The following is a 23,344-nucleotide window of genomic DNA, read 5'->3' on the forward strand; positions in this document are numbered from 1 at the left end:
GGAAAGGTTGTCCACACGACCTCGGAAGGGAGCGGATAACCCCCGTCCAAACTTCAAATTTGGACACGATCGCCTCAAAGGCAGTAGACAAGCGAGTCGCAGCGATTTATCGAACAGGGGTTTCAATTTGCGATCTCCCCCGAAAACGCTTGACAGCCATGGGCTCCGCTCCAAATCCCCAAGTTATCCCCAGGGTTATCCACAGCCCCCCTGTTGATAAGCAAAAAAATATCCCCTCCCCCGAAGGGGAAGGGAAGTGGGTGAATCGGCGCTTCGGCTAGCCCTTGATCTGGGCCGTCAGGTGCTGCAACTCGGCCACCAGGGTGGCATTGCTGGCGAGGGCCAGCTTGATCTTCTCGTGGCCGTGCATGACCGTCGAGTGGTCGCGGCCGCCGAACTCGGCGCCGATCTTGGGGAAGGAGGACTCCGTCAGCTCCCGCGAGAGGTAGATCGCGATCTGGCGTGCCCAGGCGACGTCCTTGGTGCGGCGGCTGCCGATCAAATCGCCCACGCTGAGGTGGAAATGCTCGGCGACGATCTCCTGGATCCGATCCAGGGTGATCGGCTTGCGGACCACGTTGCCCAGGATCTGCATGGCCAGATCCACGCTCGGGGGGGTGTTGTTGAGCGACGAGTAGGCCATCAGGCGGATGAAGGCGCCCTCGAGCTCGCGCACGTTGCTGCGGTAGTTGGAGGCGATGTAGCTCAAGACCTCGTAGTCCACCACCAGCCCGTCCGAGTCGGCCTTCTTCTCGAGAATCGCGATTCGCGTCTCGAGATCCGGCGCCTGGATGTCGGTGATGAGGCCCCACTCGAAGCGGCTGCGCAGGCGATCCTCGAGCGCGGAGATCTCCTTGGGCGGGCGATCGCTCGACAGGATGATCTGCTTGCCGGCCTCGTGCAGGGCGTTGAAGGTGTGGAAGAACTCTTCCTGGGTGCGCTCCTTGCCCTGGATGAACTGGATGTCGTCGATGAGCAGGAGGTCGATGTTGCGGTAGCGCGCCCTGAACTCGGCCATCCGATCCTCGCGGATCGAGTTGATCAGCTCGTTGGTGAACTTCTCGCTCGAGAGGTAGGCGACCTTGACCCGGGGGTTCTGCGCGAGCATGAAGTGCCCGATCGCGTGCATGAGGTGGGTCTTGCCGAGCCCGACGCCGCCGTAGATGAACAGGGGGTTGTAGGCCTTGGCCGGGTTCTCCGCCACGGCCAGGGCCGCCGCGTGGGCGAAGCGGCTGTGGTTGCCGACGACGAACGAGGTGAAGGTGTACTTGGGATTCAGGATCCCGTACGAAGGCTGGGGCGGAGGGCTCGCCTCGCGGGCCTGGGGCACCACCGAGGTCGCCACCGGCGGGAGATCGATCGCGTCGTCGGGAGCCGCCGGCTTATTTTCCGAGGAAGCCGCGATCGTGAAGGCGAGCCGGTACTCGGTGCCGCATGCTTCGGCCAGCGCGACGCTGAACTCGGACATGTTGCGGTGGATCCAGTCACGGGCGAAGGCGTTGGGGGTTTCGACGATCAGGGTCTGATCGTCGAGGGTGAGCACCCGGGTGGGCTTCACGAGCGTCTCGAAACTCGTCTTGCTCAGGCGGTCCCGCAGGATGGCCAACGTCTGTTGCCAAAGTTCTTCTGCCTGCATTCGGTTCGCGGTCAACCTTCCCAAGATACGGCACGGGGGCTTTGCAAGATCGATCAGTCTACCTCCGAAACTGCTGCTCGGCTAGAGATCGATGCTTGAAGATTTCCCTTTCCCAGAGGGAGCGCCCTTTTTCCGGGCCTCTCGATCTTATTTTTACCGATCCCTGGGAGATCAATAAAACGATCCCGTAATAGTAGGGGGAGTGGAACATGGGGATAAGTGCCGGATCCCAGGCCAGGACAGGGATCGAGGGAGTGGACCGTGGAGTGGGAAAGTCGCCGAGTTGTCCCCAGGCCCGAACCCCCGGGAATCACGAAGCGATCATGTTCACTCCTTGTCCACAGCCTGGAAGGGCCTTATCCCATGGCTTTCAACAGGCCCTGAAGCCGCGTGACAACTCCATCTTGGAGGATTTATCAACATGTTCTCCACAGGCCAGTTATCCCCATGAGCCCGAAAACGAAGCAGGAGCGACGGATCATGCCGGAGCGGTTCCCCATGTTTTCCACAGGTCCCCTGGAGGATCTCCGGACTCTTCCCCTCCTCTTCCGCTCCTTGTCCCCAGGGTTCTGCACAGCCGTCCCCAGCTTATCCACAGAAAGTCCCTTCACTTGTCCACACCATGGGGAGAAGTTGTCCACACGACCTCGGAAGGGAGCGGATAACCCCCGTCCAAACTTCAAATTTGGACACGATCGCCTCAAAGGCAGTAGACAAGCGAATCGCAGCGATTTATCGAACAGGGGTTTTAATTTGCGATCGACCCCGAAAACCCTTGACAGCCATGGGCCCCGCTCCAAATCCCCAAGTTATCCCCAGGGTTATCCACAGCCCCCCTGTTGAAAACTTGGAGATTGAACGTGCGATCGATGCCTCAAGCAGTTGATCGATCCTTAATCGCGTGATAAACTCGCGGTGATTGACGAGGCCTCTGGCCCTCGCCATTAGGAGTTTGAACGCCCCGCGGGACCCGCTCGTCCAGGGGTTGTCTGCAAAAGGGGATCACGAAGATGGCTCAACAAGCACTGACCTTCCGCCACGGTGGCAAGAAGCGCAAGCGCGCCAAGACTCACGGCTTCCTGGTGCGCATGAGCACCAAGAACGGCCGTCGCGTCATCAAGGCGCGTCGCGCCAAGGGCCGCGCCCGCATCGCGGGCTAAATCCGGCGCCGTATCGCCTCGTGCTTCCCTCGGGTGCTCGCCTTCGTCGGGCCGGTGAATTCCGCGCCACTTACGACGGAGGACGTGCCTATCCTGACGCCCTGGCGGTGCTACACGTCCAAGCCCTTTCGGACCGGCCTGACATCTGTCAGGTCGGTTTCTCGGTAGGGAAGAAAGTCGGCAACTCCGTCGTGCGCAACCGGGTCAAGCGTCGGTTGCGGGCGATCGTCGCCGAGCTCCTGCCCGAGATCGCCCCCGGCCACCGGCTCATCCTCAGGGCCCGCAGCCGTGCTGCAGAGGCGGACTTCGAGGCCCTCGAGACGGCGGTGATACGTCTTCTCGATCGAGCCGCGCTTCGTCCTCGCTCGGTTGTGGACAAGCCGGAGACGGCCCCATAGACTTTGAGGGTTGCTGGAGGGAGCGATGGAAGTGGTGAAAGCGATAAGGGCCTTGGTGGTCGGCGCGCTGAGCGTGCTGATCCGGGTTTATCAGCTCTTCTCCCGGATGACGCCCAGGCGCTGCCGGTACCACCCCACCTGTTCGCAATACGCGCTCGAGGCCATCACCGGGCACGGCCCGCTAAAAGGTCTCTTGCTCGCAATCTGGCGCCTCCTGAGGTGCCACCCCTGGACCCCAGGGGGTTATGATCCGGTGCCCAAGGCACCGTTTAGGAGATCCGAGTGAACCCGATCGACTTTCTAAGCCACCAGATGATGATCCCGATCCTCAATGCGTTCTACTCGTTCACGCATTCGTACGGGATGGCGATCATCCTCCTGACGGTGACCATCAAGGCGGCGCTCTTCCCGCTGACGGCCAAGCAGTTCAAGGCCAGCCGCCAGATGCAGGCCCTCCAGCCCAAGCTGGTGGAGCTGCAGGCCAAGTACAAGGACAAGCCCGAAGAGCTCCAGGCCAAGATGATGGAGTTCTACAAGGACCACAACGCGAACCCCTTCAGCAGCTGCCTGCCCTTGCTGATCCAGATGCCCTTCCTGTTCGCGCTCTACTCGTCGCTCGGCAACAAGGATTTCCAGGCCCAGATCGCCCACAAGAGCTTCCTGTTCATCCAGAACCTCGCGGCGGTCGGCGTCCTGCCGGGCAAGGACCACGCCGGGGTGGCCCACGGCCTGCTCTGGGACAACCTGATCCTGGTCATCTTCTTCGGCATCTCGACCTACGTGATGCAGAAGACCATGACCACCAACCCCGACGACCCCATGCAGAAGCAGATGCTGACCATGATGCCCGTCATGATGACCGTCATGTTCCTCTTCTTCCCCCTGCCGTCGGGCATTTTGCTCTACATCGCCGTCTCCAACCTCATCACCCTGGCCCAGAACATCCTCCTGATGCGGGCCAACCCCGTGAGCGCGGCGGGTCCTTCGGTCCCGGCCTCCAAGGCCGTGATCGACACCACCCCCACGATCGTCAAGGACGACTCCTCCAAGGGCGACAAGAAGTAAGAAGCAGTAAAGAGAGGCTCCAAAGGTGGAACAGATCGAGCACGTCGCAAAGACTTATCAGCAGGCCCTCGACGAGGCCCTCGACATCCTGCAGCGCGAACCCGAGGAGGTCGACATCGAGGTCCTCGAGGAGGGCCCGAAGGGCACCAAGCTTCGCCTGGTCGTGAGGCCCGAGTTCGACGAGGCGCAGGACTGGCTGCTCGACATCCTCGACGAGATGGAGCTCGACTGCTCGGTGGGCCTGATCTTCGACGAGGAGGCGATCACCTTCCACATCGAGACCGAGGACGACGCGGGGATGCTGATCGGCCGCAAGGGCCAGACCCTGGACGCCCTCCAGTACCTCCTCAACGTCGCCTACGGCCCCAGGATCGGCAAGCGCCTGATCGTGGACGTCCACGACTACCGCAAGCGCCATCACGAGAAGCTGGTGGAGCAGGCGCTCGAGGCGGTCGATCGCGTCCGGGAGACGGGCCGCTCGCTGCGCATGGCGCCCATGAGCGCCGCCGACCGCAAGGTCGTCCACAACGAGATCCTGGCCTTCCCCGACATGGAGACCGGAAGCCAGGGCGAGGAGCCCCACCGCTACGTGGTGGTCCACCTCAAGCGCGCGGGGGCCCCGCGTCGCGGCTACTGAGCCCTCGATGCTCCCGTTCGACACCATCTGCGCCATCGCGACCCCGCCGGGCACCGGCGGGGTCGGTATCATTCGGATCAGCGGGCCCGAGAGCCTCGACATCGGCCAGGCCCTTTTCCGCCGATCGGGGGATCGCGCGCTCGATCCAACCCTGGCCGAGGGAACGGGACGCTCGCTTCACGTGGGCCGGATCGTGGATCCGCTCTCGGGAGAGACCCTCGACGAGGTCGTCATGCTGGTCTTCCGGGCGCCCCACTCCTACACCACCGAGGACGTGGTCGAGATCCAGTGCCACGCGGGACCGGCGGTCGTGCAGCGCCTGCTCGTCGCGGTGCTCGCGCAAGGCGCTCGCCTCGCGGCGCCGGGCGAGTTCACCAAGCGCGCCTTCCTCGGGGGACGAATCGATTTGACCCGGGCCGAGGCGATCGCCGACGTGACCAGCGCGCGCACCGAGCGCGCCCTCTCCACGGCCCTCGGGCAGCTGGAGGGACGGCTCGCCCAGGCGACCGCGGCCCTGCGGGATCCCATCAAGCTCCTGCTTGCCGAGCTGGAGGCCTCCATCGACTTCCCGGACGAGATCGATCCGCCGGGTGAGGAGCGAATGGCCGAGACCCTCTCGGCCCTCATCACCGAGGCCCGGCGCCTGCTTTCCACCGCCGAGGGGGGGCGCCTGCTGCGCGAGGGGGCGACGCTCGCCATCGTGGGCCGGCCCAACGTGGGCAAGTCGAGCCTGCTGAACGCGCTGCTGCAGGCCGAGCGCGCCATCGTGACCGACGTCGCGGGCACCACCCGCGACGTGCTGGAGGCGGGCCTTTCCGTCAAGGGAGTGCCCTTCCGGGTGCTGGACACGGCCGGCATCCGCGAGCAGGGGGCCGACGTGGTGGAGCGCCTCGGCATCGCGCGCTCGAAAGAGGCCCTCTCGAAGGCCGACGTACGCCTGGTGGTGCTGGACGCACGGACGGGCCTCGGTCCCGACGATTTCGAGATCCTGGAGACGGCGCGAGCGGCGGGGCCTACCGTGGTGGCGCTGAACAAGATCGATCTCCAGGATCTCGGCGCGATCCCCGAGATCGCCCTGCCTGAGGGCGTTTCTGCCAAGCGGATCTCGGCGGCGACCGGGGCGGGACTGGCGGATCTGGAACAAGCGATATATGATTTGACCTTGGGGGCGGCGTTGTCGCCGATCGCCTCGGTCGCGATCAACGCGCGGCACCAGTCCGCGCTCGCGCGCGCCGGCGAGAGCCTGGAACGGGCCCTCGAGAGCGTCGATCACCGGATGCCGGCCGACTTCGTCGCGATCGATCTGCGGGCCGCCATGGAGGCCCTGGGCGAGATCACCGGCGAGGACCTCAAGGAAGAGGTGATCGATCACATCTTCGCGCGCTTCTGCGTGGGAAAATGATTAGCAAGCAAGGGTTATCCCTCGTTTGCTTGATTTTGATAGTAACGAGGGGGTTTTACCCCATTCCTGGTGGAAGTTGCTGATAATTGCGCCTTTTTTACAATTCGTAAAGAGTGGCGCAGCATAAGGCCGAAATCATTCTGTTATACTTTTTGAGAAATTCATTCAAGACAAGGCTGATGCACCTTGTACCCTTCTCAGAAACGTCGGCCCGATCTAGCAAGCAATCCGCCATCCGCTATCGGCATCCTTGAGCGACCGGAGGTTATGCGTGGAAACTACTCGTAAGTGGTCGTTGACCCCGAAGGAACGTGAGAGACTCGTCCACGAGTTCATTCCCCTGGTGAAGAAGATTGCGCGCGGTCTCGCCCGCCGCAGCACCGATCCCGTCGAGGATCTGATCCAGGTCGGTTCCATCGGCCTCCTGGAGGCCATCGACCGCTACGAGCTTGGCCACAACACCGAGTTCAAGACCTACGCCGTCCACTACATCACCGGCCACATCCGCCACTACCTGCGCGATCGCCAGAACCTCCTGCGCGGCCCCCGCGCCCTCCAGGAGCTCTCCTACCGCCTCAGCGTCGTGACCGCCAACCTCTCGCACGAGCTCGGCCGCGAGCCGACCAACCAGGAGCTGGCCGATCTCCTCGAGATCACCGTCCACCAGATCGACGAGGTCAAGCAGTACGACAACCGCGTCTCGGTCTACTGGCTCGACCAGGAGGGCCGCGGCGACGACGACGACACCCGCACCCTGCTGGACACCCTGATGGATCCGCGCTCGCAGCGCGACGGCCAGGGCGACCTGGACGAGCGTCTCCTGCTCAAGGAGGCCATGGGCCGCCTTTCCAAGCAGCAGCAGGAGCTGCTCGAGATGCGCTACTTCCAGGACATGACCCAGGCCGAGGTCGCCCGCCGGCTCGGCGTCTCCCAGATGGAGATCTGCCGCCGCCTCAAGCGCGCTGTCAAGCAGCTGCAGAACATCCTCTGCCCGCCGACCCCCGCCCAGGCGTAACGCTGGCAACCCGCCCGGCCCCCCTTGAAAGGGGGGCTTTTTTCATGGTTTTTTGGGTGAACATTAGCGCAAGCTTAACGGTCGAATAACCGTCCTCGCGACGGGATCGGGCGATAACTCCAGAAGAGGAGGAACGCCCATGTCTGTTGCGAGGCTCGGATCCTACGGTCAGATTCTTCAGACGCTGCGCCAGCTGCTGGCCGCCGCGCCGAGCCAGTCGCGCCCGGGCACGCCCTCGACGAGCGCCAGTCCTTCCGCCTCGCCCCTGGGCCGCGACGTCTTCATCTCCTCGTTCTCCTTGCCCGCGGCTCCGAAGGCGCCTCTCTCGGCCGATCCCAACACCTTCTTCATCAGCCAGGTCCTCGATTCGCGCTGGAACCCCAACGCCACCGACGGCAACACCAACTGCGGACCGGCGAGCCTCGCCATGGCCCTCAAGGCCGTGGGCCTCAAGCCGGCCGGCCTGGTCGACGCCACCAACTCCGAGGCCTGGATCGACCGGACCCGCATGGCGATGGAAGGCGACATGGACGATTTCAAGCTGACGTCGGACGACGACGTGATGCGCGGGGCGCTCGCGAGCGGCGCCCAGGCCGAGAAGGTCTACGGGCTGGCGGGAGTCGAGGCCGCGATCGCCCAGGGCAAGCCCGTGGTGCTCGCGGGCAACCCGGTGGCCTACGCGGGACGCTTCGCCGAGCGCCAGTACGCCAAGTTCGACGGGGGCCACTTCATCCTGGTGACGGGCATCCAGGGCGATAAGGTCAGCATCAACGATCCCCAGTCGCGGGTCGGCAGCCTCACCATCTCTCGCGCGGAGCTCTCGCGCTACATGGCCTACCAGGGCTGGAACGTGGGCGTGGCGGTCTCGAAGTAGGCTTCAGCCCTCTTCGCCCCTAGGGGCGAGGACCTGAACGGGGGAGGCCTCACCCGGCACGACCCTCAGGACCCGCTGCGGGAACGGGATCTCGATGCCCTCCCGCTCGAAGGCGACCTTGAGGCGGCGGCGCCACTCGCTCGCGATCGACCACTGCTGCAGCGGCGCGGTCTTCATGATGACCCGCAGGCGGATGCTGGAGTCCTCGAAGGCCTGGATGCCCTGGATCTCGGGCGCCTCCAGGACGTCGTTCGGCCGCTCGGTGCGCAGCTTCATCCCTTCTTCCACCATGACGTTCAGGACGTGGTCGACGTCGGCGTCGTAGGCCACGCCGATCTCGAGGACGGCGCGGGCCCACTCCTTGGAGCGGTTGGAGACGATCTTGATGCTGCCGTTGGGGATGGTGATGAGCTCGCCTGCGGTGTTGCGCAGCTGGGTGATGCGCAGGTTCATGCGCTCGACCAGGCCGCTCTTGCCGTCGACGTCCACCACGTCGCCCACCCCGTACTGGTCCTCGAACAGGATGAAGAAGCCCGAGATCACGTCCTTGACGAGGCTCTGGGCGCCGAAGCCGACCGCGAGCCCCACCACCCCGGCGCTCGCCAGGATCGGCGTGATGTTGATGCCGACGGCCGAGAGCAGCGAGAGGGCGGTCGCGAAGAGGACCACGGCCCGCAGGGTGCTGCGCAGGATGCTGGTCAGCGTCAGGCTGCGCTGGGTGCGGCGCGGGCTCTGATCGGCGCGCGAGGACTCCTGCAGGGCGCCCTGCACCCGGTCGATCAGGGCGGTGCCGAAGCGCAGGGCCACGAAGGCGACCAGGATCGTGACGAGCATGCCGATGCCGTGGGTGGTGACCCAGGCGAGGGCGGCCTCGTCGAGGCGATCGATGGCGCGGGGCAGCGTGGCGAGGGATGAGGCTGAAATCGTTCCTGGCATGGCCCCTTTGTACCCCTCGGGCGCGAGGTTATGCGCCGAGCGAGCATCCGCGGCTCGGCGGGAGTCCATTCTCTGGACTAGAAGGTCAGCGCCAGCCTTCCGCCGATCTCGGTGAGGGTGCCCGCGTAGGGCGCGCCGGGATTCCGGCTGAGGCCGTAGACCGGGCCCTGGGCCACGTGGAGGTCCACCTCGGCCAGTCCCAGGTCCAGGGCGATGCCCGCCTGCGGCATGTAGCCGTAGGGGTTGCCCGTGACGTAGCTCGGCTGCTGGAAGGGGACGGCGTAGTGGCCGACGATTCCCGCGTAGGGGGTCAAAGGGCCCAGGGGCAGCTCGAAGTTCGCGCTCGCCTGGCCGACTCCGTAGGTGTAGGTTTCCCCCCGGCCGTCCTTGAGGTAGGCGCCGCCCGCCTCGAAGCGCAGCTTGAAGAAGCGGGTGGGGCCCCCGAACCAGATGAGCGGGACGAAGGCGCCGCGCGCCTCGACGGCGTCGCTGCCCGCCGTGAGGGCGAGCGAGCGATAGCCGACGGGCAGGGTGTAGCGCAGCTCCGCGCTGGCGGGCGCGCCGAGCGCGCTCACCAGGGCGATCGCGAGGGCCCCCGCGGCCAGGCGCTTCATGGCGCGCTAGAACCGCTCGAGGTGGTAGACGACCATGGTGGGCTCGTTGGGCGTCTCGGTGACGTCCTTCTTGACGATGCGGTACTTGCCGGCCGGCTTGGTCGTCATGTCCAGGTCCTCCAGGTTGACGAGGTTGCCGATCTTGCCGCCGAAGTCGAGCTCGAGCTCGTACTTGCCCTCATCCCCCTTGAACATGATGATGGCGCGGGTGTCCTTGAGCTGAGGCATGAAGTCCGTCCTGTGTGCGTGGTGGGGCGTCGACGGCCACCATCATAGCAAAGGGGCGCGATCGCGGTCGAGATCGGATGACCGGAACCTGCCGAGTCCAATATGCTTGTATTTTGCTGATCCTGCAGCTGCTGCGCTTGCAGCCGCCGCAGGTGTCGGGCGAGTGGCATCCGAGCTTGATCAAGGGGGCGGCGATCGCCGCGCGGATCCGCGCGAGCAACGGGGCGATCCCGGGCGCCATCACGACGGGCACGATCATGGACCAGCTCGGCGGCGCGCAGCCCATCTATGCGCCCACCCGTGTCCTGGTGCGTCTGAGAAATCCGAACGGTACACCCCATGTCCTGCCGCAACAGGATGGGAGGTCGGTGCGTCCGATTGACCGTGATGGCGATGGCATGGCTGATGGTACCGTATTCGATTCGAGTATGAGTAGCGGCTACTTTCAAGGTATTCGCTTGTCCGATCCGATTTCGGCCAGCAACTATACGATTTATCCGGGAGGCTCCGAAATCGAGCTCGGCAACATCCCCCCTGGTAGTTATCGGCTGTCTTATGGAACTGAATGGGATCGTTATTCGAATCGGCCCTGGATCGTGTATCCGGTGAATCGTGTTGCAACGGTGAGTGTGCTACCGAATAGCAATCCAGTCATTGATATTCACCTGATCGATGTCTCGAAGCCTGTTTCCGTTGAAGCCACCGGCAGTTTCAGCAGCGCGGGTGTATACGATGCCATGAGCTATGACTGGCACCGCTTCGCGACGGCGCCGAATCTGGTTTACCGCATCTCCTACGATGCATCTCAGTACGGCTCGGGCGGTGCGCAAAAGCTCATGATTTTCGATATGAGCGGCACCCAGCTCTTCCAGAGCGACGCCGCGACGGATTCCTACACGTTTGCCTCGGCGGCAAGCAACAGCCTCTACGTCTATACGCCCTACGGGAATACCCTCGTGGATGTGACGACCGAGACCCTAGGCGCCAACCAGTCCCTCTACAACGCGACCATCCAGTACGGCCAGTAGGTCTTCAACAACGGGACAAGGGTGGAGCCTCATCTCGGGGTTCCACCCTTGCCTTGTTCTCCTTGCTCGGAGGCATGGATCTTGACGCCTGAATTTATTCCTTATAGGGTATAAAATTAGTAGTAAGGTTCGGCTCGTGGGAGGATTTGCCATGGCTGTGAGAGTGACGCCAATGCTTGCAGTGCTGCGGGCCAAGAAGGGCCGGATCAGCCAGACTGAACTCTCTCGCCAAACGGGGATCACCCAGAAGCAGCTGAGCGCCCTCGAGAGCGGGAAGACCAAGGGGATCGAGTTCTCGACCCTGGCGAAGCTCTGCGACTTCTTCGGCTGCACGCCCAACGACTTGCTTGCCATCGAGCAAGAAGAACCCCTCACCCCGGCGGAACTCGCCGAGGCAGACGCGCTCATCGCCCGAAGCCTGGCACGGGCGATGGGACAAGGTGCCCAGTCGCCCGAGGTGATCTGGGAGCGATTCGAGTTGACCCGATCGCGGATCGCCGCCGAAGCGGAAAAAGTGAGCGAGCCGGGCGATCGCAAGCGTGCTTGAGGTTGTCCTCGATACCTCGGTCTTCACGGCAGCCCTCATGAGCCCGAACCGCGAGAGCGCGCCGAACCGGATCCTGGATGCCTGGCGTGGGGGGCGCTTCACGCTGGTGATGGCGCCGCAGCTCCTGCGCGAACTCGTCGCGACGCTGCGTCGCAGACGGATCCCGGACGAAGTCCTGGAGGATCTGGTGGAGGCCATCGGCCTGGTGGCGCTGCATATCCCCGGGAGTTACGTGGCGACCCGCCTCGATGCCATCGATCCAGCGGACAACATGTTCCTGGCTGCTGCAATCGAGGGCCATGCCGATTACCTGGTGAGCCTGGATCGGCACTTGCTGCACCTCAAGCACTATCACGGCTCGCAGATCCGCACACCGGCCCTGTTCTTACGACAGTTGAACCGTCCATGAAAAGAGCGGGCAGCCAAAATGGGCCGCCCGCTCTTTGATCGATGAAATTTACTTCGAGACGGCCTGGAAGGCGTCGATGCGGCCGTTGCCGAAGTACTTGTCGAAGCCCTTGTCGCCCAGATCGGCGGTGCTCGCCTCGACGAGCTTCTTCACCTCGGCAGGCGCCATGCCGGGGTGCTGGCTGCGAACCAGGCCGCAGAGGCCGGCGACCAGAGGAGCCGCCATCGAGGTGCCCGAGAGGCTCGCGTAGCCGTCCTTGCCGCCGTTGATGCTCACCGGGTAGCGGGGGAAGGTCGCGAGGATGTCGGTGCCGGGGGCCGAGACGCTCATCCAGTCGCCGAAGTTCGAGAAGGTGGAGCGGGTGTCGCCCTTGGCGGTCGAGCCCACGGCGATGACGCCGGGGAAGGCGGCGGGGAAGCGCTTGCGCTCGATGTTGTTGTTGCCCATGGTGGCGACGATGACCACGTTCTTGCTCAGGGCGTAGGCGACGGCCTTGCCGAGGGTCTCGTTCTCCTCGTAGAAGCCGAGGCTCATGTTGATGACGTCGGCGCCGTGGTCGGCGGCCCAGATGATGCCGTCCGAGACCGAGGCGGCCGAGCCGGTGCCGTCGCCGAGGACCTTGACGGGCATGATCTTGCTGTTGGCGGCGAGGCCCGCGACGCCCACGCCGTTGTTGGTCGAGGCGGCGGCGATACCCGCCACGTGGGTGCCGTGGCCCACGTCGTCCTTGGGCGCCTGGCCGGGGGTCACCGCGTTGTAGCCGGCGACGAGCTTGTCCTTGAGGTCGGGGTGGTCCAGATCGAGGCCCGAGTCGACGATGGCGATCGTGACCTTGTCGCTGCCCATGGTCTTATCCCAGGCGGTGTTGGCGTTCACGGTGTCGAGGGCGTACTGCGAGCCGCGCGAGGGGTCGTTGACCTTGACCTCGTCCATCAACAGGGCGCGGTCGAGCTCGGCGCTGGCGACCGCGGCGTCGCGCTTGAGCTTGCTGACGAAGGCCTCGGGGTCGCCCGAGATGGTGACGATGGCCGAGCCGATCGAGGAGAGCGAGCGCTTGACCTTGACGCCGTTGCGGCGCTCGAAGGCCGAGAGGTCGGTCGCGCGGGTCTTGAAGGAGACGAGGACCTGCTTCTTGGAGACGCCGTCGGCGCGGAACTCGGCGGGGTTGAGGCGCACCGGGCTCTGGACGCCCGAGGTCGAGGTCTTCGTGATCGCGTCGCCGCCGAAGCCGCAGCCGGTCAGGCCCATGGTGACCGAGGTGATGCCAGCGAGGGCGATGAGAAGCTTCTTTTGCACGTCGACTCCTTCAAGTTTCAGTAAACGCGAGCGGGGGCGGCGGGCTCCGCCCTGGTTGGTTAAATTATACGATAAAGTTGGCTTAAACTTGCTTTAATTTTCCGGGTTTTTTCCCGGAGCCAGCCGGGGCGCCTCGGGGCCGGCCTCGCCTTGCTGCGAAAGCCGTGCGATCGTACAATGGCCCTGCTTTCCAAACGTGTTGAGGTGCCCCTTCATGTCGACCGCCACGCCGACCCATTCCACCGAGCTCGCCGAGCTGCTCGCGGGCAAGACGCGCATCCCCCTTCGCGCCCCGCGCGGCACCCAGCTCAACTGCAAGGGCTGGGTCCAGGAGGCCGCCCTGCGGATGATGCTCAACAACCTCGATCCCGAGGTGGCCGAGCACCCCGACGAGCTGGTGGTCTACGGCGGCTCCGGCAAGGCGGCCCGCAACTGGGAGAGCCTGCGCGCGATCGCCCGCACCCTCACGACCCTCGAAAACGACGAGACCCTGCTCGTCCAGTCCGGCAAGCCGGTCGGCGTCTTCCGCTCGCACCCGGATGCCCCCCGCGTGCTGATCGCCAACTCCAACCTGGTGCCCGCCTGGGCAAACTGGGAGCACTTCCGCAGGCTCGAGGCCGAGGGCCTCATGATGTTCGGGCAGATGACCGCGGGCAGCTGGATCTACATCGGCACCCAGGGCATCCTCCAGGGCACCTACGAGACCTTCGCCGCCTTGGCCCGCAAGCACTTCGGCGGCACCCTCAAGGGCAAGCTGACCGTCACCGCGGGCCTCGGCGGCATGGGCGGCGCCCAGCCCCTCTCGGTCACCATGAACGAGGGCGTGGTCATCGCCATCGAGATCGACCCCACCCGCATCCAGCGCCGCATCGAGAAGGGCTACTGCGAGATGGTCGCCGAGTCCCTCGACGAGGCCCTCGCCCAGGCCCAGGGCGCCATCGACGCCGGCATCCCCCGCTCGATCGCGCTTCTGGGCAACGTCGCCGAGATCATGCCGGAGTTCCTCAAGCGCGGGATCGTCCCCGACGTGGTGACCGACCAGACCTCGGCCCACGATCCGCTCAACGGCTACATCCCCATCGGCCACACCCTAGAGACCGCAGCCAGCCTGCGGACCTCGGACCCCGAGGCCTACCTCGAGGCCTCGCGCGAGTCCATGGCGATCCACGTCCGCGCCATCCTCGAGCTCCAGAAGAAGGGCGCCGTCGCCTTCGACTACGGCAACAACCTCAGGCAGGTGGCCAAGGACCGCGGCGTCTCGAACGCCTTCGACTACCCCGGCTTCGTGCCCGCCTACATCCGGCCCCTGTTCTGCGAGGGCAAGGGCCCCTTCCGCTGGGCGGCCCTCTCGGGTGATCCTGCGGACATCGCGCGGATCGATGCGCTCATCCTCGAGGAGTTCGCCGACAACGAGGAGCTCTGCCGCTGGATCAAGCTCGCCGGCGAGCAGGTGCAGTTCCAGGGCCTGCCCGCGCGCATCTGCTGGCTGGGCTACGGCGATCGCGAGCGCCTGGGCCGCCTCATCAACGGCCTGGTCGCCAAGGGCGAGGTCTCGGCCCCCATCGTCATCGGCCGTGACCACCTGGACTGCGGCTCGGTCGCGAGCCCCAACCGCGAGACCGAGGCCATGAAGGACGGCACCGACGCCGTCTCGGACTGGGTCTTCCTCAACGCCATGATCAACGCGGTGGGCGGCGCCAGCTGGGTCAGCCTTCACCACGGCGGCGGGGTGGGCATCGGCTACTCGCAGCACGCGGGAATGGTCATCGTCGCCGACGGCACCGCCCAGGCCGACGCGCGCCTCTCGCGCGTCCTCACCTCGGACCCCGGCATGGGCGTCATCCGCCACGCGGACGCGGGCTACCCCGAGGCGATCGCCTGCGCCGAGGCCAAGGGCGTGCGCCTGCCCATGCGGGAGGCCTAGGGTGAGAGACGCTTCCACCTTCCACGCGGACCTGGTCGTCCGCAACGCCGTCCAGCTCGTCACCGTCTCGGGCAGCGGCCGCCCCCGCAGCGGCCACCAGCAGGGGCACCTCGCCATCATCCCCGACGGGGCGGTCGCGATCGCGGGCGGCGAGATCATCGCCGTCGGCACCACCGACGAGATCATGACCAGCGGCGCGGTCGACTCCGACACCATGGAGATGGACGCCCGCGGCTGCGTCGTCACCCCCGGCCTGATCGACTCCCACACCCACCTGGTCTACGGCGGCAGCCGCGAGCGCGAGTTCGAGCTGCGCGCCCGGGGCGCCACCTACAACGAGATCATGGCCTCGGGCGGCGGCATCTACTCGACGGTGCGCAAGACCCGCGAGGCCTCCTTCGAGACCCTCTACCGCACCGCCGAGCGCCACCTCTCGACCATGCTCGCCTACGGCACGACCACCGTCGAGGCCAAGAGCGGCTACGGCCTCGACTTCGACACCGAGCTCAAGCAGCTCGAGGTGCTCGAGAAGCTCAACCGTCTCCAGCCCATCGACGTGGTGTCGACCTTCATGGGGGCCCACGCGGTGCCCGAGGGCCAGGACGCCGACGCCTACGTCGAGTGGCTCTGCGCCGAGGCCATCCCCCGCATCTCGATCCGCGGCCTGGCGAGGTTCTGCGACGTGTTCTGCGAGCAGGGGGTCTTCACCCCCGAGCAGACCGCCAAGATCCTGCGCGCCGCCCAGCGGCAGGGCCTGGGCGCCAAGCTGCACGCCGACGAGCTGTGCGACACCGGCGGGGCCATGCTCGCCGCCGAGCTCGGAGCCGTCTCGGCCGATCACCTCCACTGCGCCAACGAAGAGGGCCTCGCCGCCATGGCCAAGAAGGGCGTCGTCGCGACGCTGTTGCCCGGCACGGCGGTCTTTTTGGGCATGCGCGAGCACGCCAAGGCCCGCCGCATGGTCGAGCTGGGCGTCCCGGTGGCGCTCGCGACCGACTTCAACCCAGGCTCGTGCTTCAGCGAGTCCATGAGCCTGATGATGTCGTTCGCCTGCACCCAGCTCAAGCTCACCCCCGCCGAGGCCCTCGTCGCCTCGACCATCAACGCGGCGCACGCCGTCTCGCGCGGCCACCACATCGGCAGCCTGGAGGTCGGCAAGCAGGGCGACCTGGTCCTCTGGGACGCCGACGATTACCGCATGATCCCCTACCACATGGGCGTGAACCTCGTGAAGACGGTCGTCAAGCGAGGCAAGGTCGTCCACCGGGCCGCAGGCCTCAGCGTCAAGACCGTCGAAGTCTAGAAGAGAAAGGTTGCCAGTTTCAATGTCGAAGCTGATCGAGTGCGTTCCAAACTTCAGCGAAGGCCGTCGCCCCGAGGTGATCGAGGCCGTCTGCCAGGCCGTTTCAAGCATCCCCGGCGTGATCCTGCTCGACAGGTCGAGCGACTACGACCACAACCGCACGGTGCTGACCCTGGTCGGCTCGCCTGACGGCCTCAAGGCCGCCGTGCTCGCTCTCTACGAGGCGGCGATCAAGAACATCGACCTGCGCGAGCACCAGGGCGAGCACCCCCGCATGGGCGCGGTGGACGTGGTGCCCTTCATCCCCATCCGCAACGCCTCGATGGAGGACTGCGTGGCCCTCTCCAAGGAGATCGCCGCCCTGGTCTCCGATCGCTTCGACGTGCCCATGTTCCTCTACGCCGAGGCCGCTTCCGACCCCAACCGCAAGGTGCTCGCCGCCATCCGCAAGGGCGAGTTCGAGGGCATGGCCAGCAAGATGCAGGATCAGGCCTGGAAGCCCGACTTCGGCCCCGGCGAGCCCCACCCCAGCGCCGGGGTCTCGGCCATCGGCGCGCGCTTCTTCCTGGTCGCCTACAACCTCCAGCTCGACACGCCCGACCTCAAGGTCGCCCAGGCGATCGCCAAGGCCGTACGCGCCAGCTCCGGCGGCCTGATGAACGTCCAGGGCATGGGCGTCTTCTTGGCCGATCGCAACCAGGCCCAGGTCTCCATGAACCTCCTCAACTACGAGAAGACCCCCCTCCACCGCGTCCAGGAGCTGGTCAAGGCCGAGGCCGCCCGCTACGGCGCCCGGGTCATGAGCGCCGAGATCGTCGGGCTCATCCCCCAGGCGGCGCTGCTCGAGGCCGCCGCCTACTACCTGCAGGTGGAGAACTGGAACCCCAACCTCGTGCTGGAGAACGCCATGCTCGACAAGGCCAGCCAGCAATCGAACGGAGCGACCGCCCATGTCTAACGCCTCACTCAGCGCCAAGCCCCTCGTCGAGCTCCCCGTCAACGACTTCCTCAGGCGCCTCGCGGGCTCGGACCCCACCCCCGGCGGCGGCAGCGCCTCGGCCCTCTCGGGCGCCGTCGCGGCTTCCCTGGTCTCCATGGTGGGCGGCCTGACCACGGGCCGCGCGGGCTTCGAGGAGGTCGCCGAGACCATCGAGATCATGGTCGAGCAGGGCCACCAGATCGCAGGGGTCCTGGGTGCCGCGGTGGACCGCGACGCCGCGGCCTACGACCAGGTGACGGCGGCCTTCAAGCTGCCCAAGGCCACCGACGCGGAGAAGACCGCGCGCTCGCAGGCCATCCAGGCGGCCATGACCCATGCGGCCGACGTGCCCTTCGAGGTGGCCGAGGAGTGCCTCGCCGCGGCGGAGCTCGCCATGATCGCCCTCGAGAAGGGCAACCCCAACGCCACCTCGGACGCGGCGGTGGCCCTGCTGCATGCGCTGACCGGCCTCGAGGGCGCCGTCCTCAACGTCGCCATCAACCTGGACTCGATCAAGGACGCGGCCTACGTGAGCGAGAAGACCAGCGAGATCAAGCGCCTCGTGACGCGCTCCGAGGAGCTCCGAACCGCCGGCTGGCAGATCATCCGCGAGCGCTTCCAGGCCCTGGGCTAGAACAAGAGGATTCCATGGCGACCATCACCGACCAGCTTCCTATCACCCTCGACGGCGAGAGCCTCCGCGTCGAGGACGTCGTGCGCGTGGCCCGCGACCGCGCCACCGTCTCTCTGTCCGAGGCCTCCATGGCCCGGGTCGAGGAGTCCCGCGCCTACGTGGATGCCCTGATCGCCGAGGAGCGCGTGGTCTACGGCATCACCACGGGCTTCGGCTACTTCAAGGAGCGGCGGATCGGCCCGGAGGCCGTCGAGCAGCTCCAGCACAACCTGATCGTGAGCCACTCGGCCGGCGTGGGCGAGCCCCTGGGCGTCGAGACCGTGCGCGCCATGCTCCTCTTGCGGGCCAACGCGCTCGCCAAGGGCTACTCGGGCGTGCGCCCCGGCACCCTGCGCCTTCTGGTCGAGATGCTCAACCGCGGCGTCCACCCCCGCATCCCCTCGCAGGGCTCGGTCGGCGCGAGCGGCGACCTCTCGCCCCTGAGTCACCTGGCGCTCGTCATGATCGGCGAGGGCGAGGCCGAGCTCGAAGGCAAGGTCCTGCCGGGGGCCGAGGCCCTCTCGTTGGTGGGCCTCGGCCCCATCAAGCTCGGCGCCAAGGAAGGCCTGGCCCTCATCAACGGCACCCAGGCCATGACGGCGCTGGGGGCGCTGACCCTCTCGCGCTCGCGCTCGCTCGCCAAGCTCGCCGACGTGGCCTGCGGCATGACCGTCGAGGCGACCCTCGGCTCGCCCCGCGCCTACCTGCCGCACTTCCACGCCCTGCGCCCCCACCCGGGCCAGCAGGCGAGCGCGCGGAACATGACGCGCCTGACCGAGCTGAGCGAGCTGGTCGCCTCCCACGCGGGCTGCGACCAGGTCCAGGACGCCTACTCGCTGCGCTGCGCGCCCCAGGTCCACGGCGCGAGCCGCGACGCCATCGACTACGGCGAGAAGGTCGTCTCCATCGAGCTCAACTCGGCAACCGACAACCCGCTCATCTTCGCCGACCGGGACGAGGTGCTGACGGGCGGCCACTTCCACGGCCAGCCGGTGGCGCTCGCCATGGACTTCCTCGCGATCGCCCTCTCGGAGCTCGCCAACATCTCGGAGCGCCGCATCGAGCGCCTGGTCAACGCCACCTACTCCAACGGCCTGCCCATGTTCCTCGCCGAGGAGGGCGGCCTCAACTCGGGCTACATGGTCGCCCAGTACACGGCGGCGTCGCTGGTGAGCGAGAACAAGGTGCTGGCCCACCCGGCCTCGGTCGACTCCATCCCGACCTCGGCCGGGCAGGAGGACCACGTCAGCATGGGCACCACCTCGGCCCGCAAGGCCGTCAACGTCTGCGACAACGCCGAGCGGGTGCTCGCCATCGAGTTCCTGTGCGCCGCCCAGGCCCTGGACTTCCGCAAGATCCCGGCGGGCACGGGCAGCGCCGCGGCCTACAAGGCGATCCGCGAGGCGGTGCCCTACCTCGCCGCGGATCGGGTCGTTTCCAAGGACATCGAGGCCATGGTGGCCCTCATGCGGGACGGCTCGCTGCTCGCCGCGGTCGAGGCGGCCTGCGGGGAGCTGGAGTAAGCCGTGCCGACGGTGCGCGATCGCCTCAAGGGAGGCCTGATCGTCTCATGCCAGGCGGGCCACGAGGAGCCGCTTCATGGCTCGGCCATCATGGCCGCCATGGCGCGCGCGGCCGCCCAGAGCGGAGCCGTGGCCATCCGGGCCGAGGGCCCCTCGGACATCAAGGCGATCCGCGCGGCGGTGGACCTGCCCATCGTCGGGCTCTACAAGATCCGCAAGCCCGAGTGGGAGGTCTACATCACCCCGACCTTCGAGTCGGCCAAGGAGGTCGCCGAGGCGGGCGCCGATCTCATCGCGATCGACGCCACGACCGAGGTGCGCCCCGACGGGCTGAGCCTCGAAGAGACGATCCGGCGCATCAAGAAAGAGCTCGGCCGGCCGGTCTTCGCCGACGTCTCCACCCTCGAGGAGGGCCTGCGGGCCGAGGCCCTGGGGGCTGACGTGGTCGGCACGACCCTTTCCGGGTACACTCCCCAGAGCCCCAGGCAGGACGGGCCTGACTGGCGCCTCCTGGGCGATCTGACGCGTCGCCTTGCGATCCCCGTGATCATGGAGGGCCGCATCTGGGAGCCCGCCGAGGCGCGGCAGGCCATCGAGCGCGGAGCCTGGGCCGTGGTGGTGGGCTCCGCCATCACCCGTCCGCAGCTGATCACCGATCGCTTCTTGAAGGAGATGGGCCGCCATGGCAACCAACCTCGCTGACGCCTACGCCCTCGGCCTCGACCTGGGAGGCACCAAGATCCTCGCCGGCCTGGTGGACGGCGATGGGCGGGTGCACGCCGAGTGGCGCCTGCCGACCCCGACCGAGGGCGGAGGAGCGGCCATCCTGGCGGCCCTGGTGGAGGGGGTCGGCACCCTCAAGGCCGAGCTTTCCAGCGAGCAGCGCGCGCGGCTCATCGGCGTGGGCGTGAGCAGCGCCGGCCAGGTCAACCATGCGACCGGCGTGGTCGAGTACTGCACCCCCAACCTGCCCGGCTGGTCGGGGACCCCCGTGGTCGAGGCCCTGGAGCGGGCCCAGGGCATTCGGGCCTGCGCGGACAACGACGCCAACTGTGCGGCCTTCGGCGAGTACTGGGTGGGCGCCGGCAAGGGCGTCCAGAACCTGGTGGCCCTCACCATCGGGACGGGCCTGGGCGGCGGGATCATCGCCAACGGGGAGCTGGTGCGCGGCGCGCGCGGCGGCGGGGCCGAGATCGGCCACTTCCTCCTGGTGCCGGACGGCCTGCCCTGCAACTGCGGCCAGAACGGCTGCATCGAGTCCTACGTCTCCGGCACGGCCCTCGCCAGGGCCGCGGCGCGCTCGGGCCACTGGACCCCCTCGCCCTCGAGCCATCAGATCTTCGAGATGGCTCGCTCGGGCGATGCGCATGCGCTGGGCCTGGTGCGGGAGATGGCGCGAAACCTGGCCATGGGGATCGTCACGATCATCGCCTTCCTCGATCCCGAGCGGATCGTGGTGGGCGGCGGCGTCAGCGAGCAGGCCGATCTGTTCCTGCCCCTGGTGCGCGAGCAGATCCCCGGGCTGTACGGCGAGCGCGGCTGGGACACCTCGGCGCTGGTGCCGGCGGCTCTCGGCCCCCGCGCCGGCATGATCGGGGCGGCGGGTCAGGCCTTAGCGCGCTTCGGCGCCGCCAAGACGGCGGTCTGCTAACTTGAGGCGTTTCCTGCTGGCGCTGGTCCTCGCCGGAGCCACTCCCCTTCCCGCCTTCGCCGCGGCCTCCTACGTGGGGGCCGTGCGCTACGACGACGCGACGCGCACCTTCACCATCGAGACCAGCGGCACCCCCCTGGTCCAGACCAAGCGCCTGATCAACCCCGATCGCCTGGTCATCGACGTGCGCGACGCGGCCCTCGCCGTGACGGCCCCGCGCGAGCAGACGATCACCAGCCGCCGGATCCGGGGCTTCTCGGTCTCTCAGGTGACGGGCACCCCCGAGATCGTGCGCGTGGTGGTCGAGCTGCAGCCCAAGGTCGAGCCCCTGATCGCGGTGCGGCAGTCGCCGGGTCGCGTCATCATCGCCTTCGAGCAGCCTCCGGTCCCCAAGGGGGAGCGCGAGCTCGAGACCCTGCCGCCCGCGTCGGAAAACGTGCGCCTGCCGGCGCCCCAGGTGGTCGCGCTGCCGAGCGCGCCGCCCCTGCCCGCCGGGCCCGTCGTCGTGCCACCCCCGCCCGAGGCCCCGTCGCCCCGGCCGGACGAGGCGATCAAGACGAGCGCCCCGCAGGCCGCGATCGCCTCCCCGGCTCCCGAGCGCCCGATCGCTCCTGTCGTCTGGACCGGCAAGCCCGCCCCCTCGCCGTCGCCCGCTTGGCAGCGCCCCGCCCTGGAGCCCATCACGGTGGGGCCGGCCGAGGAGCCCGAGAAGGCCGAGAAGGAGGCCGCCAAGGTGGAGTGGGGCTTCGGCTCCACGGTCATGCTGCGCTGGCAGCAGCTCGAGGCCCTCGACGACTACGGGGCCGAGGCGGGGCCCGTCTTCGCCTACCCCGCGGGGATCAACGGGGTGGAGGTGCGCCACTGGGTCACGCCATGGCTCGGCTTCGGCCTCGACTCGCGCCTCTTGAACTACGACATGGCCGCCGAGGGCGTGAGCCTCAACCGCACCGATCTGATGATCCTGCCGGCCCTGGTCGCGCGGTATCCCTTGCTCGACGGTCGCGTCGAGCCCACCCTGCACCTGGGCTACATGGCGCGCCACATCACCGCCTACTCCCACACCCTGGGGGCGGCCCTGCCCTTCTCGCCCACCCAGTTCCACCACGGCTATGCGCTGGGCCTTGGGGGGCGCTTGCGCCTGTTGCCCGCCCTCTCCCTTCAGCTGGACTACCAGCTGCTGCCCAGCGTCGGCGGGAACCTCTTCCAGGGCTTCGGGAGCGTCTTCCCCCTGTCCCAGAGCCGCTACACCGCCGAGGTCATGATCGACGTGGGGCCGGGCTACCTCTCGATGGGCTACGCGGGCGACGCCGCCCGGGGGAGCAGCTATTCCCAGTTCATCAACGGGCTTCTCGCCGGGGCGGGGTGGCGCTACTGAGCGAGGTCCTCACTTCACGTTCTCCGCTCTCTATTGCGCTGGGCGTTTTTCGTAATCGTCTTTTCGTATGATTCAGGGCTTCAGGGACAAAGATACCGAGCGTATCTTCAACCGTTATTTCTCGGGAGGCTCGAAGGCATCAAGCGTCAAGCACTCAAGAAGCTCTTGATGGTGGATGCCGCGATTTCGCTCGATGCTTTGCTCGTTCCGCCGGGGAATCGCCTCGAGGCCCTGCAAGGCGATCGCCAAGGAGAGCACAGCATCCGGATCAACGATCAGTGGCATGGTTGTTTCGTTTGGCGGGACGGCAACGCCTATGAGGTCGAGATCTGTGATTATCACGAGGGAGGCCGACATGAGCAGCAGCAAGACGATGGCGCCGATCCATCCGGGAAAGATCCTGCTCGAGGAGTTCCTGGAGCCGCTGGGGATCAGCCAGAACCGCTTGGCCCTCGCCGCCGGCATCCCCGCTCCGCGCATTAACGCGATCGTCAAGGGCAAGCGCGGGATCACCGCCGACACCGCGCTGCGGATCGGTCGGTTCTTCGGGACGGGGCCGGAGTTCTGGATGAACCTCCAGAGCCGCTACGATCTCGAGGTCCAGAGGGATCAACTCGGCGAGCGCCTGATCCAGGAGGTTCATCCGCTCGCGGTCGCCGGCTGAACGCGAG

At 66.8% G+C, this 23,344-nt stretch carries 26 protein-coding genes; 21 read left to right on the forward strand and 5 right to left on the reverse strand.

All coding sequences use genetic code 11. From position 1 onward, the window contains the following. Positions 1-277: 277 nt before the first annotated feature. Positions 278-1,636: a chromosomal replication initiator protein DnaA gene (dnaA, locus tag V6D00_15600; protein HEY9900602.1), complete on the reverse strand. Its 1,359-nt coding sequence runs from the start codon at positions 1,634-1,636 to the stop codon at positions 278-280. 1,010 nt (positions 1,637-2,646) lie between these two features. On the opposite strand from dnaA, the gene rpmH reads away from it, so the two are divergent. The 8 genes from rpmH (at position 2,647) to V6D00_15640 (ending at position 8,187) form a co-directional block, all read left to right on the forward strand. Next, on the forward strand, positions 2,647-2,796 hold the full coding sequence (gene rpmH, locus V6D00_15605; protein HEY9900603.1) for a 50S ribosomal protein L34: 150 nt from the start codon (positions 2,647-2,649) through the stop codon (positions 2,794-2,796). 20 nt (positions 2,797-2,816) lie between these two features. Continuing rightward, positions 2,817-3,194, forward strand: a complete 378-nt coding sequence (gene rnpA / locus V6D00_15610; GenBank protein ID HEY9900604.1) for a ribonuclease P protein component — start codon at positions 2,817-2,819, stop codon at positions 3,192-3,194. A gap of 25 nt (positions 3,195-3,219) precedes the next feature. Then, positions 3,220-3,480, forward strand: a complete 261-nt coding sequence (gene yidD / locus V6D00_15615; protein ID HEY9900605.1) for a membrane protein insertion efficiency factor YidD — start codon at positions 3,220-3,222, stop codon at positions 3,478-3,480. Further along, the gene (locus tag V6D00_15620; GenBank protein HEY9900606.1) at positions 3,477-4,259 is read left to right on the forward strand and encodes a YidC/Oxa1 family membrane protein insertase; all 783 of its coding nucleotides are present in this window, start codon (positions 3,477-3,479) and stop codon (positions 4,257-4,259) included. The genes yidD and V6D00_15620 overlap by 4 nt, the downstream gene beginning before the upstream one ends. Positions 4,260-4,284: 25 nt before the next feature. Beyond that, a complete protein-coding gene (locus V6D00_15625; GenBank protein ID HEY9900607.1) occupies positions 4,285-4,896 on the forward strand; it encodes a R3H domain-containing nucleic acid-binding protein in 612 nt (203 codons plus the stop codon). Between the two features lie 7 nt (positions 4,897-4,903). Then, positions 4,904-6,298: a tRNA uridine-5-carboxymethylaminomethyl(34) synthesis GTPase MnmE gene (gene mnmE, locus V6D00_15630; GenBank protein HEY9900608.1), complete on the forward strand. Its 1,395-nt coding sequence runs from the start codon at positions 4,904-4,906 to the stop codon at positions 6,296-6,298. Positions 6,299-6,569: 271 nt separating this feature from the next. Beyond that, positions 6,570-7,313 (forward strand): sigma-70 family RNA polymerase sigma factor, encoded by a 744-nt coding sequence (locus V6D00_15635; GenBank protein HEY9900609.1) that lies wholly within the window; start codon positions 6,570-6,572, stop codon positions 7,311-7,313. Between the two features lie 139 nt (positions 7,314-7,452). Further along, entirely contained in the window at positions 7,453-8,187 is a 735-nt protein-coding gene (locus V6D00_15640) for a C39 family peptidase (GenBank protein ID HEY9900610.1), read from the forward strand. 3 nt (positions 8,188-8,190) lie between these two features. Here V6D00_15640 and V6D00_15645 read toward each other — a convergent pair whose 3' ends face one another. From V6D00_15645 to V6D00_15655, 3 genes are all read right to left on the reverse strand, one after another. Beyond that, positions 8,191-9,123 (reverse strand): mechanosensitive ion channel family protein, encoded by a 933-nt coding sequence (locus tag V6D00_15645; protein ID HEY9900611.1) that lies wholly within the window; start codon positions 9,121-9,123, stop codon positions 8,191-8,193. A 77-nt stretch (positions 9,124-9,200) separates the two neighbouring features. Beyond that, complete coding sequence (locus tag V6D00_15650; protein ID HEY9900612.1) at positions 9,201-9,737, reverse strand: hypothetical protein; 537 nt, start codon at positions 9,735-9,737, stop codon at positions 9,201-9,203. Positions 9,738-9,743: 6 nt separating this feature from the next. After that, positions 9,744-9,965: a hypothetical protein gene (locus V6D00_15655; GenBank protein HEY9900613.1), complete on the reverse strand. Its 222-nt coding sequence runs from the start codon at positions 9,963-9,965 to the stop codon at positions 9,744-9,746. A 113-nt stretch (positions 9,966-10,078) separates the two neighbouring features. Between V6D00_15655 and V6D00_15660 the strand changes: the two genes are divergently transcribed. From V6D00_15660 to V6D00_15670, 3 genes are all read left to right on the forward strand, one after another. Then, the gene (locus V6D00_15660) at positions 10,079-10,993 is read left to right on the forward strand and encodes a hypothetical protein (GenBank protein ID HEY9900614.1); all 915 of its coding nucleotides are present in this window, start codon (positions 10,079-10,081) and stop codon (positions 10,991-10,993) included. Positions 10,994-11,165: 172 nt separating this feature from the next. Beyond that, complete coding sequence (locus tag V6D00_15665; GenBank protein HEY9900615.1) at positions 11,166-11,540, forward strand: helix-turn-helix transcriptional regulator; 375 nt, start codon at positions 11,166-11,168, stop codon at positions 11,538-11,540. Beyond that, the gene (locus V6D00_15670) at positions 11,533-11,949 is read left to right on the forward strand and encodes a putative toxin-antitoxin system toxin component, PIN family (GenBank protein ID HEY9900616.1); all 417 of its coding nucleotides are present in this window, start codon (positions 11,533-11,535) and stop codon (positions 11,947-11,949) included. The genes V6D00_15665 and V6D00_15670 overlap by 8 nt, the downstream gene beginning before the upstream one ends. A gap of 48 nt (positions 11,950-11,997) precedes the next feature. On the opposite strand, the gene V6D00_15675 is transcribed toward V6D00_15670, so the two are convergent. Further along, entirely contained in the window at positions 11,998-13,245 is a 1,248-nt protein-coding gene (locus tag V6D00_15675; GenBank protein ID HEY9900617.1) for a S8 family peptidase, read from the reverse strand. A 214-nt stretch (positions 13,246-13,459) separates the two neighbouring features. On the opposite strand from V6D00_15675, the gene hutU reads away from it, so the two are divergent. From hutU to V6D00_15725, 10 genes are all read left to right on the forward strand, one after another. Then, positions 13,460-15,169 carry a urocanate hydratase gene (gene hutU, locus V6D00_15680; protein HEY9900618.1) on the forward strand — a complete coding sequence of 570 codons (1,710 nt, stop codon included), beginning with the start codon at positions 13,460-13,462 and terminating at the stop codon, positions 15,167-15,169. A 1-nt stretch (position 15,170) separates the two neighbouring features. Further along, a complete protein-coding gene (hutI, locus tag V6D00_15685; protein HEY9900619.1) occupies positions 15,171-16,472 on the forward strand; it encodes an imidazolonepropionase in 1,302 nt (433 codons plus the stop codon). Between the two features lie 22 nt (positions 16,473-16,494). Then, the gene (gene ftcD, locus V6D00_15690) at positions 16,495-17,430 is read left to right on the forward strand and encodes a glutamate formimidoyltransferase (protein ID HEY9900620.1); all 936 of its coding nucleotides are present in this window, start codon (positions 16,495-16,497) and stop codon (positions 17,428-17,430) included. Next, positions 17,423-18,085: a cyclodeaminase/cyclohydrolase family protein gene (locus tag V6D00_15695; protein ID HEY9900621.1), complete on the forward strand. Its 663-nt coding sequence runs from the start codon at positions 17,423-17,425 to the stop codon at positions 18,083-18,085. The genes ftcD and V6D00_15695 overlap by 8 nt, the downstream gene beginning before the upstream one ends. A 14-nt stretch (positions 18,086-18,099) precedes the next feature. Continuing rightward, the gene (hutH, locus tag V6D00_15700; GenBank protein HEY9900622.1) at positions 18,100-19,647 is read left to right on the forward strand and encodes a histidine ammonia-lyase; all 1,548 of its coding nucleotides are present in this window, start codon (positions 18,100-18,102) and stop codon (positions 19,645-19,647) included. Between the two features lie 3 nt (positions 19,648-19,650). Next, entirely contained in the window at positions 19,651-20,349 is a 699-nt protein-coding gene (locus V6D00_15705) for an N-acetylmannosamine-6-phosphate 2-epimerase (GenBank protein ID HEY9900623.1), read from the forward strand. After that, positions 20,330-21,298 (forward strand): ROK family protein, encoded by a 969-nt coding sequence (locus V6D00_15710; protein HEY9900624.1) that lies wholly within the window; start codon positions 20,330-20,332, stop codon positions 21,296-21,298. The genes V6D00_15705 and V6D00_15710 overlap by 20 nt, the downstream gene beginning before the upstream one ends. Before the next feature lies 1 nt (position 21,299). Then, positions 21,300-22,673: an AMIN domain-containing protein gene (locus V6D00_15715; protein HEY9900625.1), complete on the forward strand. Its 1,374-nt coding sequence runs from the start codon at positions 21,300-21,302 to the stop codon at positions 22,671-22,673. Positions 22,674-22,841: 168 nt separating this feature from the next. Further along, positions 22,842-23,156 (forward strand): type II toxin-antitoxin system RelE/ParE family toxin, encoded by a 315-nt coding sequence (locus tag V6D00_15720; protein HEY9900626.1) that lies wholly within the window; start codon positions 22,842-22,844, stop codon positions 23,154-23,156. Then, positions 23,047-23,337 carry a HigA family addiction module antitoxin gene (locus V6D00_15725; protein HEY9900627.1) on the forward strand — a complete coding sequence of 97 codons (291 nt, stop codon included), beginning with the start codon at positions 23,047-23,049 and terminating at the stop codon, positions 23,335-23,337. Before V6D00_15720 ends, V6D00_15725 begins: the two co-directional genes overlap by 110 nt. Positions 23,338-23,344 lie beyond the last annotated feature (7 nt).

It is taken from the genome of Pantanalinema sp. (assembly GCA_036704125.1).
Taxonomy (GTDB): Bacteria; Cyanobacteriota; Sericytochromatia; order S15B-MN24; family UBA4093; genus JAGIBK01.

Coding starts and splice junctions, on each gene's coding strand:
- dnaA (HEY9900602.1), bottom strand. CDS start 1,636: ATGCAGGCAGAAGAACTTTGGCAACAGACGTTGGCCATCCTGCGGGAC.
- rpmH (HEY9900603.1), top strand. CDS start 2,647: ATGGCTCAACAAGCACTGACCTTCCGCCACGGTGGCAAGAAGCGCAAG.
- yidD (HEY9900605.1), top strand. CDS start 3,220: ATGGAAGTGGTGAAAGCGATAAGGGCCTTGGTGGTCGGCGCGCTGAGC.
- mnmE (HEY9900608.1), top strand. CDS start 4,904: ATGCTCCCGTTCGACACCATCTGCGCCATCGCGACCCCGCCGGGCACC.
- V6D00_15640 (HEY9900610.1), top strand. CDS start 7,453: ATGTCTGTTGCGAGGCTCGGATCCTACGGTCAGATTCTTCAGACGCTG.
- V6D00_15645 (HEY9900611.1), bottom strand. CDS start 9,123: ATGCCAGGAACGATTTCAGCCTCATCCCTCGCCACGCTGCCCCGCGCC.
- V6D00_15650 (HEY9900612.1), bottom strand. CDS start 9,737: ATGAAGCGCCTGGCCGCGGGGGCCCTCGCGATCGCCCTGGTGAGCGCG.
- V6D00_15655 (HEY9900613.1), bottom strand. CDS start 9,965: ATGCCTCAGCTCAAGGACACCCGCGCCATCATCATGTTCAAGGGGGAT.
- V6D00_15665 (HEY9900615.1), top strand. CDS start 11,166: ATGCTTGCAGTGCTGCGGGCCAAGAAGGGCCGGATCAGCCAGACTGAA.
- hutU (HEY9900618.1), top strand. CDS start 13,460: ATGTCGACCGCCACGCCGACCCATTCCACCGAGCTCGCCGAGCTGCTC.
- ftcD (HEY9900620.1), top strand. CDS start 16,495: ATGTCGAAGCTGATCGAGTGCGTTCCAAACTTCAGCGAAGGCCGTCGC.
- V6D00_15695 (HEY9900621.1), top strand. CDS start 17,423: ATGTCTAACGCCTCACTCAGCGCCAAGCCCCTCGTCGAGCTCCCCGTC.
- hutH (HEY9900622.1), top strand. CDS start 18,100: ATGGCGACCATCACCGACCAGCTTCCTATCACCCTCGACGGCGAGAGC.
- V6D00_15710 (HEY9900624.1), top strand. CDS start 20,330: ATGGCAACCAACCTCGCTGACGCCTACGCCCTCGGCCTCGACCTGGGA.
- V6D00_15720 (HEY9900626.1), top strand. CDS start 22,842: ATGGTGGATGCCGCGATTTCGCTCGATGCTTTGCTCGTTCCGCCGGGG.
- V6D00_15725 (HEY9900627.1), top strand. CDS start 23,047: ATGGCGCCGATCCATCCGGGAAAGATCCTGCTCGAGGAGTTCCTGGAG.